The following is a 14476-nucleotide window of genomic DNA, read 5'->3' as shown; positions in this document are numbered from 1 at the left end:
CGAGGGCAAACTGCGCCTCGGCATGGTGTCATATCACTTCGCTATTAATTCATTTGATTAAATAAATTCTCTAACGATAGACCTTGGTGGCCTAGAATGTCTCGCAATCGACGTAGCGCTTCTACTTGAATTTGACGAACTCGTTCACGAGTAAGACCAATTTCAGCACCCACATCTTCAAGCGTTGAGGGCTCATAACCCATTAATCCAAAGCGTCTTGCCAATACTTCACGTTGTTTAGGATTGAGTTCTTCCAACCAGCCAACAATATTTGATTTGATGTCTGAGTCTTGCAAGTTCTCTTCAGGGCCGAATTCTTTTTCATCGGCTAGAATATCTAACAACGCTTTATCGTTTTCGCCACCAATTGGGGTATCTACCGACGTAATACGTTCATTAAGTCGCAGCATCTTGGTCACATCTTCGACAGGTTTGTCTAAGGCAAGGGCGATTTCTTCGGCAGTAGGTTCGTGGTCAAGTTTCTGAGATAACTCACGAGCTGCGCGTAAATATACATTAAGTTCTTTAACGACGTGGATTGGCAAGCGAATAGTGCGCGTTTGGTTCATAATTGCGCGTTCAATGGTTTGTCTTATCCACCACGTTGCGTACGTTGAAAATCGAAAACCCCGTTCGGGATCGAACTTTTCAACAGCACGTATAAGTCCTAGATTCCCTTCTTCGATTAGATCTAACAGGGCAAGACCGCGGTTGTTATATCGACGCGCTATTTTCACAACCAGGCGTAAATTACTAACAATCATGCGCTTGCGTGAGGCTTCACATCCACGTAGAGCCTTTCTGGCGAAAAATACTTCTTCTTCTGCACTGAGCAGAGGCGAGAAGCCGATTTCACCTAGATATAACTGTGTGGCATCTAGATTTTTTGGTTGGTCGTCTTGGCTTAACACTAATTCTTCTGAATCGGTGTCAGTGTCATCAGATATTGTTTTATCTGTTTTCAGATCGGCTGGCATATCAATGACGTTTAAGTCATCTTTCGTATTTGATTCTAGGCTTTTATTTATATGACCCACAATGAATCTCCTGCTTCAAGGTTTACCTTTCGACGTTTCTCCTTTATTCGTTTCTTATTGTTATTTATTATTATTATGGTCGTGTAGCTGGCAGATAACGCAGTGGATCTAAAGACTTTCCGCGATACCTAACTTCAAAATGAAGTTTTACCGAATTTGTTCCGCTGTCACCCATGGTGGCGATTTTCTGCCCCGCAGACACCCAGTCTCGTTCTTTGACGATAATGGTGTCGTTGTATGCGTAGGCACTTAAAAAGGTGTCGGTATGTTTGATGATGACCAATTTACCGTAGCCTCTTAAGGCGCTTCCTGAATAAACAACTTTTCCATCTGCTGCCGCGTGTATCGATGTACCTTTAGCGGCAGCGATATCAATTCCTTTATTGCCCGACTCCGATTTACTGAACGTTTCAACAACCTTGCCCTTCGTTGGCCAAACCCACTTTTTTACCTTGTCAGGAAAATGGTTGGGTGTCGTTATTTTGACGCTTTCTGACGGCCTCTTGACGCTCGTAACGTTTTGTCGCTTAACAACTTTTTCACCTTCACCATACCCCTGTGATATAGGGGGGTCAATCAAACTTTTGTCTACTGAGGTCGTGGTCGGATCTGCTGACCGAATGGTCTGCGGCTTAGATTTCGGCGCAATTTTTACCATTTTGGGCGGGGGAGAAATGCGTAATTCTTGACCGGGGAAAATGCGATAAGGCGCTGATAAGCTGTTAAATTTCGCGATATCCCGATAGTCATTGCCGGTGTACCAAGCAATGCCGAAAAGGGTATCGCCCGGTTGCACTTTATAAGTATCTGATGTAAACCCACCAGACTCTTGATCTGCTTGACTATTTAATAAAACAACAGGGGCAGGGGCGGTTCGGCTACTGCAACTTTGGAGTAGCAGTAGCACAACACTAATTAGAATGATGCGGTATGACATCGCTGCGCTATTACCGCAAGATGAGGTATGCGGCAACGGCCAGTAACACAACTCCCCAACCCAATATTTCTACATACTGACGAAGCTTAGCTTCCATAGGAGCACCGCCCCAACGCATAAGCCCTGCGACCAAGAAGAACCTTGCGCCACGGCCCACAGCAGAGGCAATAAGAAAGGGAAAGAAGGCCATTTGTAGAAAGCCAGCGCTAGTGGTGAAGACTTTATAGGGAATAGGGGAGAAGCCCGCAACAAACACCACCCATACGCCGTAGTCGGTAAACCACTGCGTGGCAGTTTCTATCTTGTGGGTATAACCCCAACTTTCGATAATAGGCGATAGCCAAGCATCAAATGCAAAATAACCTAGCCAATAACCAGCTATGCCCCCAAAAATTGATGCAAGTGTAGTAATTAGCGCAAAGCGCCACGCTTTGTCGGGTTGAGACAGCGACATGGGCGCAAGCATGACATCGGGCGGAATAGGGAAAAATACTGACTCAGCAAAGCTTAGCCCCCCTAGATATTTTACCGCATGGCGGTGTCTAGCCCATCGAAGTGCCATGTCATACATTGGCTCAAACAATTTCACAATAGCTCTCCTGCTACTAAGGGAACAAAACGCACCGCTTCTATGGTGGTGGTTTTTAATTCGCCTTCTATCCTGTCGATACACAACAGAGACTGCTGTTCATTTCCTACGGGAATGATCAGGCGGCCTCCTTCTTTTAATTGATCGCATAAATCTTGCGGTAAACTACTGGCCGCAGCCGTCACAATAATGGCATCGTAAGGACCTTTAGATGCCCACCCTTTCCACCCATCACCATGCTTCATGGCAATATTATGTAAATCGAGTTGGTTCATCCGTCTTTTAGCATGAAACTGTAGCGATTTGATTCGTTCTACGCTGAATACAGCCGAAAAAAGCTGTGCAAGAATAGCGGTCTGGTAACCAGAGCCTGTACCAATCTCTAAGACTTTTTCAGGCTTATTCGGACTATCTAGCAGCAGTTCAGTCATTTTCGCAACAATATAAGGTTGCGAAATAGTTTGTCCCTGCCCGATAGGCAACGCTGTATTCTGATAGGCTTTATGCTTAAGCGCATCAGGTAAGAATGTTTCCCGGGGTGTACCTGCAATGGCATTGAGCACCGGCTGCGAACGGATTCCTTCGTCATAAAGCAGCTGTGCTAGCGCATCCCCTTTTCTGGAGGCTCTCATGGTGGTGCTTGTTATCCTTATTATCGGCTGCGCACTATTGGATTACTTGGCTAACCATTCTTTCATATTGTCTAAGCTCTGGTAGGCAGTCATATCAACGCTAAGTGGAGTCACGGAGCAATATCCGTTTGCCACTGCGTGAAAGTCTGTACCTGGGCCTGCATCTTGTTCTGAACCTGCTGGACCGTACCAATAGATGGTTTGACCAAACGGGTCTTTATCTTCAAACATAGGTTCAGCACGATGTCGGCGACCCTGTCTGGTAACTTCTATACCTTTAAGCTCATCATAGGGTATATCAGGAACATTTACGTTCAAAATTTGATTTGCAGGTAAAGGATGAGATTGAAGTTTACGGATAATATCTAGCACTACCCGCGCTGCCGTTTCAAAATTCTCACCTTTCTTACTGGCAAGCGACACGGCAATGGCAGGCAAGCCCATATATCTGCCCTCTGTCGCCGCGGCTACCGTACCAGAATAAACGACATCATCGCCTAAATTAGCACCATGATTAATACCAGATACCACCAGTTCGGGGTCATCTTTTAAAATTCGGCTGATACCCAAGTGTACACAATCTGAAGGGGTACCATTAACAGAATAAAAGCCACTGTCCATTCGTTGAATGCGAAGGGGTTGATGTAACGAAAGGGCGTTACTTGCGCCGCTACAGTTACGATCGGGGGCGATAACAGTAATATCGTGCTCGCTGGCAATGGTCTCGTGCAAAACAGCCAAGCCTTTTGCAAACACACCATCGTCATTACTCATTAGGATCTTCATGCAATCTCAACTAAATACTGTGAATGGGGGAAACGGTTTCAACACATTCCCTAAGTACGGATGTAGCAAAACAACCGCTAGGCAATGAAAACGATAGCGTTAATGTATCACCCTTACTTTGCCATTCAAGTTGCGATGGCCATATTTTTATAGCACGACGTTCTTGCTCGAAGCCACATTGCCCTAAAAAGTCGATAACTTCAGGGTGACTCGATGCAACCTGCTCTTCGGTGGCGTTTGCTTCTGACGTGGTGATTAAATCTCCCTTGCCCCATAGCGGTGCCGAAGGACATACATCTTTATCTTCATAACGTTGCTGACTGTCTTGCTGTTTATCATCGTCAATAAAGAAGCTGTTTGAGCCGGTTAATACCAGTGCGTCACCGGTAAGTACCTTATCGAAGGTCTCGTTTTCTAAACGAATAGAAATGACCTCATTAAATAACCAGCTACGCAAGGCTGACAGTGCCATAGAGCGCTTATTGCGGTGGCGAATGGTTTCACCGTTTATCATCCGTTCAGCCATAGCAAGGTTACCACCGCGTTGAACTTCGCCTTGCTCGTTCACCCGCATCACGCCAAATCGCTGTTCGCCATAATAATTCGGCACACCATGTTTGGCGATTTCCAGAAGGCGTTCTTCAATAGCTTCTGGATGCACAACTTGACGCAGCGTAATGGTGAAGGCATTGCCTTTTAATTGGCCTGTACGAAGTTTTCTATTGTGGCGAGTTTGCTTAATAACCCGTACACCTTCTAGCTCAAAATCGCTGAAGTCGAAATCAGCTTGCCCTGGTGCATGTAAACCGAACCACTGACGGGTGAGGGCATATTTGTCTTTCCTACCTGCATACGTCACTTGGCGAAGAGGTAGTTTGGTGTAGCGAGCAAGTTGCTCGGCAACAAATGCAGTATTGGTATTAATTTTTTCAACAAAGACAAACTGGTGCTCGCCTTCACCGCAGGGCTCGTAGCCTAAATCCTCAACCACTTGAAAGTCATCGGCTTGAAACTTAAATAAGCCGGTAGAAACGGGTTTACCGTAATAGTAATTCCAATGTTGGGTATGTAATGGTTTCATATCTTTTCCAGTAGCACTACCGCGTGAGCAGCAATGCCTTCCTTTCTGCCTGTATATCCTAATTTTTCTGTCGTGGTAGCTTTCACGTTGATAGCATCAAGCTCGCAATGACAGTCTTCGGCTATGATTTCTCGCATGGCTTGAATATGCGGTGCCATTTTTGGGGCTTGCGCCACTATGGTCATATCAGCGTTGCCTAAGGTATAGCCTTTTTCATTTACTTCGTGCATAACATGCCTAAGCAGTACACGGCTATCGGCACCTAAATAGGCATCATCAGTATCCGGAAAATGCTTGCCTATATCACCTAAAGCCGCAGCGCCAAGTAATGCGTCGCATAAGGCATGTAGTAATACGTCGCCATCAGAATGGGCGACTAAGCCTTGTTCATAGTCAATGTTTACACCACCAATAACAATGGGGCCGTCGCCACCAAATTTATGAACGTCGAAACCGTGTCCTATTCGCATTCTGCTTGTGCCTTCTGTCGTTGATGTAAGTAAAAATCTGCCAAGGGTAAGTCCCCAGGGTGGGTTATTTTAATATTCGCTGGGTCGCTATCAATAAGTGCAACCTTACGGCCGCTGTATTCTATGGCTGATGCTTCATCGGTAATGGTTGCGCCTGCAGCTAGGCCATCTTGCAGCGCGCTTTTAAGCACCGCTGTAGGAAACAACTGAGGCGTAAGGGCATGCCATAAATTTTCTCTGCTTTCAGTATGAAGCACAGTGGGGAAATTGATATCAGCCCCTTGGCTGGCAGCGCCTCGTTTCATAGTATCTCTAACCCGAGAGGCTAAGATGCCACCTGCGACCTGTTCATTATCCATCACCGTCAGTAGTTGAGTAATGTCATTGGTACTTACGCAAGGGCGCGCGGCATCATGCACTAACGCCCAAGTATTGTCTGGCAAGGTGTTTACAGCATTTAGCACAGAATCAGCCCGTTCATTGCCACCCTCTACCACTTTCACCTTAGGGTTATTGGCAATGGCAAGCGATGGGAAATAAGTATCGTGAGGACTAATGGCTATAACAAGGTAATCAATGGCGTGATGGTTAAGAAGTATTTCAACGGTGTGTTCAAGAATTGTTTTTCCTTGAAGGGTTAAATACTGCTTTGGGCGATCAGCCTGCATTCGGCTGCCAATTCCAGCTGCGGGAATAACCGCAACCACAGAGGAGGATGTCATGTTACTCACTTAGTTTCTGGCGGTAAAATCCGGTAAAAAGTTTCCCCTTGCTTAATCAGGCCTAGTTCATTGCGAGCGCGCTCTTCAATGGCTTCTAGACCTACTTTTAGGTCGGTGATGTCTGCGTTTAATAGGGCATTTCGCTGTGCAAGGTTTGCGTTTTGCTGCGCTTGAGTTTTCACTTCCTGCTCTCGACTTAGGTAGTCAGGAATACTGTTTTTTCCAAACCATAGCCGATACTGCAACAACCCTAATAGGGTGATGAGTACAATAGGAAGCCATTTATCTTGCCACACAAAATCACCTGAAAACTGGTAAGCGGAGGAAAATTTAAAAAGGGCAGTAAACTGCCCTTTACGTTATTACCTATTATGCCGCGAAGGGCTTAGGAATCAAAGGTGCTTTATTCACCTTGACCTAATTTACCTTTTAGTTTGTCGAACAGTTTATTCTTTTGTTCTTCAACCACACTGCTTAGCTGGCTTTGCAGTAATTCTTGTAAGGCACTGCTATCACCCTGCGCTGCACTTAGCATTGAATTAATATCAACCAACTCACCAGAAAGAGCATCTTGTTCACTGGCAACCATCGCATTCAGCTTGGTATTAAGTTCATCAAGCTTATCTTGCTGAGATGCGGTGAGTTGAGAAATCGCGGCTTGGGCCAGTTTGTTGTCTAAATCTGACTTAATGTTAAACCCTGGGTTAGCTAAGGTGCCATCAAGTAGCATGGTCATCGATAAACTGCTTAACGATTGCAGTGCAGAGGCAATAGCGCTTGTTACGTCGCTGGTACCTGTGGCTTCCATCACTAGCTCTTGTAAGTTAACTTTACCGTTACCGCTTAACTGATTATCAACCACTTCCATTGAGCCTGTGGTGGCCATGAGTGCAGTTTTCATCACCGCGTTAAGGGTTTCATTACCGCTTACTGGAATATTCGACATATTCACCCCAGCTAGCTCCCAAACTTGGCTGGCATCTACGCCACTTTCATCAATCCAGAATTCACCGCTTGAGGTAAATTGCTGCAGCATGTCGCCAGCCGCTTCAATGGTAAAGGTTGTTGGGTCACCAAACACACTGTGGGTGTTGGTAATGTTCTGCCACGAACTGCTTATCGACTCGTTTTGCCAAAGTACAGACACGTTAGCTTGCTTCACCAAAATAGAAGGCATGTCGGCTGCAGGTTCTTCGGGCGTATCTCCGCCTTGCAGTAGTGGCATCACAATTTGCATGGCAGACATCAAGTACTCGGTGTATTCAGCGGCTTTGTCGCCAAATACGAAATAAGTCACCTGAGATAGTGCAGCTTCATCGCCCGCAATCACCCCTTTAAGTAACGCATAGTCTTCACTGGGGGCTTCTTTTAAGGCTTTTACCGATTGGCTTAATGCACTCTTAGCATTCGACGCTTTGTCGGTAAAACTGCTAATAAGCGCACGATCTGCACTCATCTCTTCTTTTAACTTATCTAACGACGATTTAGCTTGAATAAGGGCTTGAGGATCTTTGTAATTCGTTTCTTTAAGCGCAGCAACTTGGGTTTTGTAATAGTCGATGCGTTCTTTATCAGGCAAGTTTTCATAATCTTGCTTTAAGCCTTCTGAGTAGGTGGCGTAGGCTTCTTTTGCTTCGGCAACGGCGGCGGTAGTTTTAAGGGGGTTACGAGCAAGCATTTCGTCAACAGAAGGCACGGCTTCTTTGGCTTTTGCTTTAATTTCATCGTAAGACAGTGAGCTTTCTGGCACCCGATAAACTTCACCTTCATGCTCTCGAACTTGGTCAAATTGCACATCAAGTAAATTGAGGTTGTTTACCACAACTTGATTAGACAACAGCGGCATAAGGGCAACGTCAGCATTTGCTTCGCCAACTAACACTTGATTATGCGAAGGCTTAGTGGCGTTGGTTAAGCCAATGCCTTTAAGGGTGACAGTGGTAGGGTATAAAGAGTGATCAAATTCGGCAATGTTGACTTCTGCGCCATAAGACTCGCCTAATTTCGACTCTAGTACGGCTTTAATAATGGTATTAGCAAATAGAACATACACTAAGATAAGTAGAACAAAAAAGCCCAATACCCAATATTTGATTGGGATCCCTTTACTATCACTGCTCATATATCACTCCTTGTAAACGACGTTTAGCTGGTTATCTAACGATGTAGATAACCAGTCTAAAGCACCGCTTTAAATACTTCCATACGCAGGAAGTAGTATAAACCTGTGAATACCTTCCTTTTTACGACTAATTTGGTTCACTAAAGTTTAAATTTGCTGGCAATTTCTTTTATAGCCACACAGCTTGCTTTGAGAGCCTGACTGGCACTAGCCAATTTTTCTGCCGTTTTTAAACTGCTATCAGCTGCACCAGACAAAGCGTTGATACGAATATTGGCCTCATTCGCGGCTTCAGCCTGCTGTTCTGTTGCCCGGGCTATTTGGCTACTCATACCTGAAATCTCATTCATAAGCCGGTCGGCTTCTTTTAAGCTTTCGTTCGCTTTAGTGGCATTGTCCACCGTACTTGCTGAAGCACTTTGACTCACTTGCACGGCGTCTACGGCGGCTTTTGCATTGCTCTGTAGCTTTTCAATCATAGCTTGAATTTCATCAGTACTTTGGCCTGTGCGACTGGCTAGGGTGCGCACTTCATCGGCCACCACGGCAAACCCTCTCCCTTGTTCTCCGGCTCGAGCAGCCTCAATCGCAGCGTTAAGTGCAAGTAAGTTAGTCTGATCGGCAATGCCACGAATAACGTCTAGTACTGCGCCAATACTGTTGGTTTGTTCAGCAAGCTCGGTAACCACATGGCTCACGCTCTCAATATTCGACGTTAATGAGCGAATATCACTTACGGTACTTTCTACTACGCTGCTGCCTTGTTCTACATTGGCTCGTGCGCCGCTGGTGCTGGTTTCAGCCGTATCTGCATTTTCGCTCACTTGCTGGATTTGGGTGGTCATTTGTTCCATGGCCACGGCAACTTGCATCATATTTTCATTTTGGCTTTGCGCCTGACCGTTGCTGTCTTGGCTCACGCTTTCAACCAGTACGGCCTGCTGGGTAAGGGCGGTGATATTTTCGCGTATACCTAACAATGATTGGCGCATTTTATTGGTATATTCATTAAAGTAGCGAGCAAGTCGCGTTATTTCATCTTGGCCCGACTCAGGAAGTGAACGGGTTAAATCCCCATCTCCCATGGCAATATCTTTCATGCGTTCTGTGACTTCCTGAACTGGCTTAACAATACTGCCGCCAATGTAGAAGATAAGCGCTACCACCAGTAGCACGCTAATAATACAAATAACGATAAGCAAATTACGTAAGTGGGCGTATTCAGCTTCAAGGGTAGATAAGTAGATGCCTGAACCTACAGTCCAGCCCCATGGTTTGAACTCTTTAACATACGAAATTTTGTCGACCGGCGTTTCTTCTCCCGGAAGCGGCCATACGTAATCAACAAAGCCACTGCCTGTAGACTTTATCTTTTGCGCCATTTCCACAAAAAATGCTTTACCGTTGCCGTCTTTAAAGCTGCGTAAATCTTGCCCGTTAAGCGATGGTTTGATGGGGTGCATGACCATCGCGGGGGTGGCATCTTGAATCCAAAAATAGTTGCTCTCATCGTACCTAAGTCGGCTAACCGCGGTCAGCGCCATCTGTTTAGCGGCGTCTTCGTCTACCCCTTCCAAGGATTCAAAGCTTGCAAGCAAGGTATGAACAACTTCTACGAGGTGTTGATTTTCTTTATAGGACTTTTCTTTCAGTGCCTTGTAGTGCTGGTTTAATACCGCACCGGTTAGCACCAAAAATAGCAACGCCGTAAGCGCAACAATGATACTGAGCCTTTGAATTAAACTAAAATTGCGTAACCACATCAGCGTAAACCTCCACTTTTTATATTATCTAGTGTAGACCTTATATTGGAGATGTTGACCTCGATGCATGAATTTTTAAACATTTAATTAACATTTCCTGAAGCACCACCTTATATAAAAATACTTAAGAAATGTTATTCACCCGCGTTCTTAGACGCCCTATCACAGTGGTGCAAAAAGTTGACAGCCAGGGCTTGGCGAAACAGGCAATTATGCTAGTATCCGCGCAATTTCGGCGATATCGTGATCTTCATTGAGAAGATCGAAGTTTAAATACTTAGATTCGCAAGCGCGGCACACTTTAGGTGGGGCGCATCAAGTAAAGCTAGGCTTTACTTGTTAATTCATTTTTTCCATGTAACGTTATTCTTGTATTCCGTTACCGGAACCATTTTCTACAGCTTTTCGAATAAAGGGTTGCAATGCTCATTAACGACACACTTCATACTACATCTCCCCTACGCCAGCGCATTCGTGACTACTATCGAATTAGTGAGTCTGTGGCTGTGGATCAAATTTTACCAATTGCTGAGGTAAATCCTCGTGCCAGAAGCCGTGCGTGGGAACGCGCTCGTAAAATGGTATTACAGATTCGTCGCGACCAAGAAGGTCATGGTGGTGTAGATGCATTGCTAAATGAGTATTCATTATCCACCTCTGAAGGTGTGGTACTGATGTGTTTAGCCGAAGCCTTACTACGTGTTCCCGATGGCGATACGCAAGACGAACTTATTCGCGACAAATTATCTAAAGGGCAGTGGACACCACACCTTGGCAATTCAGATTCTTTATTCGTGAACGCTTCGGCATGGGGCTTATTGTTTACCGGTAATATGGTGAATTATGCCGATAAGCGTAAGAAGGAACAGTTTGGCCTGTTGAAGAAAACTTTGGGGCGTTTAGGTGAGCCGGTTATTCGCCGCGCAATGAATATTGCCATGCGCGTAATGGGTCGTCAGTTCGTTATGGGTGAAACCATAAAAGATGCGGTAGAGCGTGCGAAGGAAAAAGAAACCAAAGGCTATGTATATTCCTACGACATGTTGGGTGAAGGCGCCCGTACAATGGAAGATGCAGATCGCTACTACGATGCTTACGTTAAAGCTATTGAAGTGATTGGTAAAGCGGCTAACGGCCGTGGGCCTAAGCGTTCGCCGGGTATTTCAGTTAAGTTGTCGGCAATACATCCACGTTTTGAGTTCTTACACAGAGAACGCGCAATGCGTGATATTCCGCCGCGCTTAAAAGCTTTGTGTATGCTGGCCAAAGAATACGATATTGGTTTAACGGTTGACGCTGAAGAAGCCGACCGTTTAGAGCTTTCCCTCGATATTATTGAAGCGGTATTCCGTGATGAAGATTTAAATGGCTGGACAGGCTTTGGTCTTGCGGTTCAAGCCTATCAAAAACGTGCTATTCATGTAATTGAACATTTACGCGTGCTTTCATTAGAAGTTGGCCGTTCGTTAATGGTGCGATTGGTAAAAGGCGCTTACTGGGATACGGAAATTAAGCTTACCCAACAAGCGGGCTTAGAAGAGTTCCCTGTGTTTACCCGTAAGTCATCTACTGATGTGTCTTACCATGCTTGTGCTAACCGCTTATTAGAATACCGCGATACCTTGTACCCGCAGTTTGCTACTCACAACGCCTACTCTGCATCAGTAATTATTGAACTTGCAGGCGATGATAAAGAAGGGTTTGAGTTCCAGTGCTTACACGGCATGGGTGATACGTTGTATGACAAAGTAGTGACGGAAGAGAAAATTCAGTGCCGTGTTTATGCGCCGGTAGGCGAACACGAAGACTTATTGGCTTATCTTGTACGCCGTTTGCTAGAAAATGGAGCTAACTCTTCATTTGTTAACGCGATTGTGGATGACGAAAAACCGGTTGAGTCATTACTTGAAGACCCAGTTGAAAAAACTCAGCGTCTTAAAGTTCGTTTCAACAAATTAATTAAAACCCCTCGTGGCTTATATGCCCCTGAACGTGACAACTCTCGAGGGTTAGATTTAACCGATGTGAATGCGGTTAGTGCACTTCAGCATGAACTTGAGCGCTGGCAAGAATATTACAGCGTGACTGACGGTGTACCGGAAGGGGCAACGGCGGTTCGTAATCCAATGAATCACAACGATGTGGTGGGTTACCATTATTACGCACAACCTGATGATATGCGCAAAGCACTAGATGATGCAGATGCGGGCTTCGACGCGTGGTCTAAGCGCGATGTGTCAGAACGTGCTGAAATTCTTAATCGTTCAGCCGATGCCCTAGAGCGCCACATGGCAGAGTTGATTGCTATCTGTATGCGTGAAGCGGGTAAAGTAGCGCAAGACAGCATCGATGAAGTACGTGAAGCGGTCGACTTTTGTCGTTACTACGCAGCCCGTGCTCAAGATTTGGCAGAAGATAAGCGCTTGTTACCTCGCGGTGTGGTGCTGTGTATTAGCCCGTGGAACTTCCCGCTAGCAATATTTTTAGGTCAGGTATCAGCAGCACTGGTTACTGGAAATACGGTTGTTGCTAAACCTGCTGAACAAACCAGTATGGTGGCTAAACGTGCTGTAGATATTATGCAGTCGGTAGGCTTACCTGAAGACGCGCTAAAACTTATTATTGCACCAGGTAAAGAAGTGGGCGAAACCTTACTTTCTGACGAACGTATTAAAGCAGTGATGTTTACCGGTTCAACCCAAACGGGCACGCTAATCTCGCAAGAACTTGCCAACCGTGGTGGCGAGCAAGTACCGCTCATTGCCGAAACCGGCGGGCAAAACTGCATGATTGTGGACTCAACTGCCCTGCCAGAGCAGGTGGTTGATGATGTTATTCATTCAGGCTTCCAAAGTGCGGGGCAACGCTGTTCAGCCCTTCGCGTATTATTCGTGCAAGAGGAAATTGCAGACGATCTCATCAGCATGTTAACCGGAGCCATGAAAGAACTAACCATTGGCGACCCAACCCTGTTAGCAACTGACGTGGGCCCAGTGATTGACGAAAAAGCACTGAAGAGCCTTACCGATCATGTCGACTTTATGGAAGGAAAAGGAAAACTGCTTTATCGAAACGAGCTGCCGGAAGGTACTGAAAACGGCACTTTCTTCCCACCTACGCTTTATCAAATTGATAACTTAGATGTACTGGAAAAAGAAGTCTTTGGCCCAGTAGTGCATTTAGTACGCTTTAAATCGAAAGAGTTAGACAACGTTCTAGAGCAAATCAATGGTACGGGTTACGGCCTAACCATGGGTATTCATTCGCGTATTGAAGAACGTGCGTACGAACTTGCTGCGAAGAGCCGTGCAGGTAATGTGTATATTAACCGCAACATGATTGGCGCTATTGTTGGTGTACAACCATTTGGTGGTCGCGGGTTATCAGGTACGGGGCCAAAAGCGGGTGGGCCAAACTACTTGCCTCGCTTAATGATGGAACGTGCTACACCAAAACCCACGTTAATAGACGATGTAGATGGTACTGATAATGCGCTAATGGGTGATGATAAAATTGCCGAACGTGCCCATGTGGTGATGGATCAAGCTAAGGATGTTGAAGCCCAGTGGCGTCATATGGCCTTAAATGATCGTATTTCCATGGTGCGTCAGTTACTGGCTAAAATTGCTAAGGTCGACATTGTTGACGACCTAGCCGACGATTTAAACCGCACCTTAGCCACTGCCCGTCAGCAGTTAACCAGTGTTGAGCGTAAGTTAGCGAAACCCACAGAACTTCCTGGTCCTACAGGTGAATCTAACAAACTTTATCTTGAGCCTAGAGGCACCTTGGTATGTTTCGCAGATAAAGATGTATCGTTTGAGTACTGGATGCTTTCTATTGTGACTGCGCTTGCCACAGGTAACACGGTTGTGTCTGTTGTATCTGAAATCTTCTACGAAGAAGCCATCGAAATTCAAAACAAGTTTGAGTCTACTGGCGCACCTAAAGGGGTATTCCAAGTAGCGCGATTAGGTCACTTTGATGCCTTGTTAATGGATGAAGACTTAGCGGGTGTGGTTGTTGATTCAAGCACAGAACGTACTGCGCGTATTACCGCAATGTTGTCATCACGTGAAGGGGCTATCTTGCCAGTGATCACCGCAGAATATAACGATAAGTTGATTCAGCGTTTAATGACGGAAAAAACCATTAGTATCGATACTACGGCGTCGGGAGGGAATACATCTCTTATGACGTTAGTGGAAGACGATGAGTAATACCACAAAGTAATTTAGTACAAAGTAACTTGCCTTATAGTAATCGGTAACGCTGAAAAGCCAGTCCTTGTGACTGGCTTTTTTTATGTTGTTTCATAGTGCATTAGGGATTCGCTT

At 45.5% G+C, this 14476-nt stretch carries 12 protein-coding genes; 1 reads left to right on the top strand and 11 read right to left on the bottom strand.

Annotated features, from left to right (window positions below; genetic code table 11):
- Positions 1-44: 44 nt before the first annotated feature.
- From rpoS to R1T43_RS17855, 11 genes are all read right to left on the bottom strand, one after another.
- Entirely contained in the window at positions 45-1037 is a 993-nt protein-coding gene (gene rpoS / locus R1T43_RS17905; protein WP_082604976.1) for an RNA polymerase sigma factor RpoS, read from the bottom strand.
- Positions 1038-1110: 73 nt separating this feature from the next.
- Positions 1111-1974, bottom strand: coding sequence for a peptidoglycan DD-metalloendopeptidase family protein (locus R1T43_RS17900; protein WP_211070011.1), 864 nt, complete (start codon positions 1972-1974; stop codon positions 1111-1113).
- 10 nt (positions 1975-1984) lie between these two features.
- A complete protein-coding gene (locus R1T43_RS17895) occupies positions 1985-2563 on the bottom strand; it encodes a YqaA family protein (RefSeq protein WP_317350724.1) in 579 nt (192 codons plus the stop codon).
- Positions 2560-3195 carry a protein-L-isoaspartate(D-aspartate) O-methyltransferase gene (locus R1T43_RS17890; RefSeq protein ID WP_211070009.1) on the bottom strand — a complete coding sequence of 212 codons (636 nt, stop codon included), beginning with the start codon at positions 3193-3195 and terminating at the stop codon, positions 2560-2562. The genes R1T43_RS17895 and R1T43_RS17890 overlap by 4 nt, the downstream gene beginning before the upstream one ends.
- Before the next feature lie 42 nt (positions 3196-3237).
- Positions 3238-3981 (bottom strand): 5'/3'-nucleotidase SurE, encoded by a 744-nt coding sequence (gene surE / locus R1T43_RS17885; protein WP_057794115.1) that lies wholly within the window; start codon positions 3979-3981, stop codon positions 3238-3240.
- A 10-nt stretch (positions 3982-3991) separates the two neighbouring features.
- A complete protein-coding gene (truD, locus tag R1T43_RS17880; protein WP_317350720.1) occupies positions 3992-5062 on the bottom strand; it encodes a tRNA pseudouridine(13) synthase TruD in 1071 nt (356 codons plus the stop codon).
- Complete coding sequence (gene ispF / locus R1T43_RS17875) at positions 5059-5532, bottom strand: 2-C-methyl-D-erythritol 2,4-cyclodiphosphate synthase (protein WP_317350718.1); 474 nt, start codon at positions 5530-5532, stop codon at positions 5059-5061. Before ispF ends, truD begins: the two co-directional genes overlap by 4 nt.
- Positions 5523-6254: a 2-C-methyl-D-erythritol 4-phosphate cytidylyltransferase gene (ispD, locus tag R1T43_RS17870; protein WP_317350716.1), complete on the bottom strand. Its 732-nt coding sequence runs from the start codon at positions 6252-6254 to the stop codon at positions 5523-5525. The genes ispF and ispD overlap by 10 nt, the downstream gene beginning before the upstream one ends.
- Before the next feature lie 5 nt (positions 6255-6259).
- Positions 6260-6550, bottom strand: coding sequence for a cell division protein FtsB (ftsB, locus tag R1T43_RS17865; RefSeq protein WP_013785529.1), 291 nt, complete (start codon positions 6548-6550; stop codon positions 6260-6262).
- A 107-nt stretch (positions 6551-6657) separates the two neighbouring features.
- On the bottom strand, positions 6658-8376 hold the full coding sequence (locus tag R1T43_RS17860) for a TIGR03545 family protein (RefSeq protein WP_317350713.1): 1719 nt from the start codon (positions 8374-8376) through the stop codon (positions 6658-6660).
- Positions 8377-8516: 140 nt separating this feature from the next.
- Entirely contained in the window at positions 8517-10139 is a 1623-nt protein-coding gene (locus R1T43_RS17855; protein ID WP_317350711.1) for a methyl-accepting chemotaxis protein, read from the bottom strand.
- Positions 10140-10561: 422 nt separating this feature from the next.
- On the opposite strand from R1T43_RS17855, the gene putA reads away from it, so the two are divergent.
- Positions 10562-14359 carry a bifunctional proline dehydrogenase/L-glutamate gamma-semialdehyde dehydrogenase PutA gene (gene putA, locus R1T43_RS17850; RefSeq protein WP_211070003.1) on the top strand — a complete coding sequence of 1266 codons (3798 nt, stop codon included), beginning with the start codon at positions 10562-10564 and terminating at the stop codon, positions 14357-14359.
- Positions 14360-14476 lie beyond the last annotated feature (117 nt).

This window comes from Alteromonas sp. CI.11.F.A3 (assembly GCF_032925565.1).
Lineage (GTDB): Bacteria > Pseudomonadota > Gammaproteobacteria > Enterobacterales > Alteromonadaceae > Alteromonas.
Note: the sequence above shows the minus strand (reverse complement) of the source record. Positions and strands in the feature narration are given on the sequence as shown.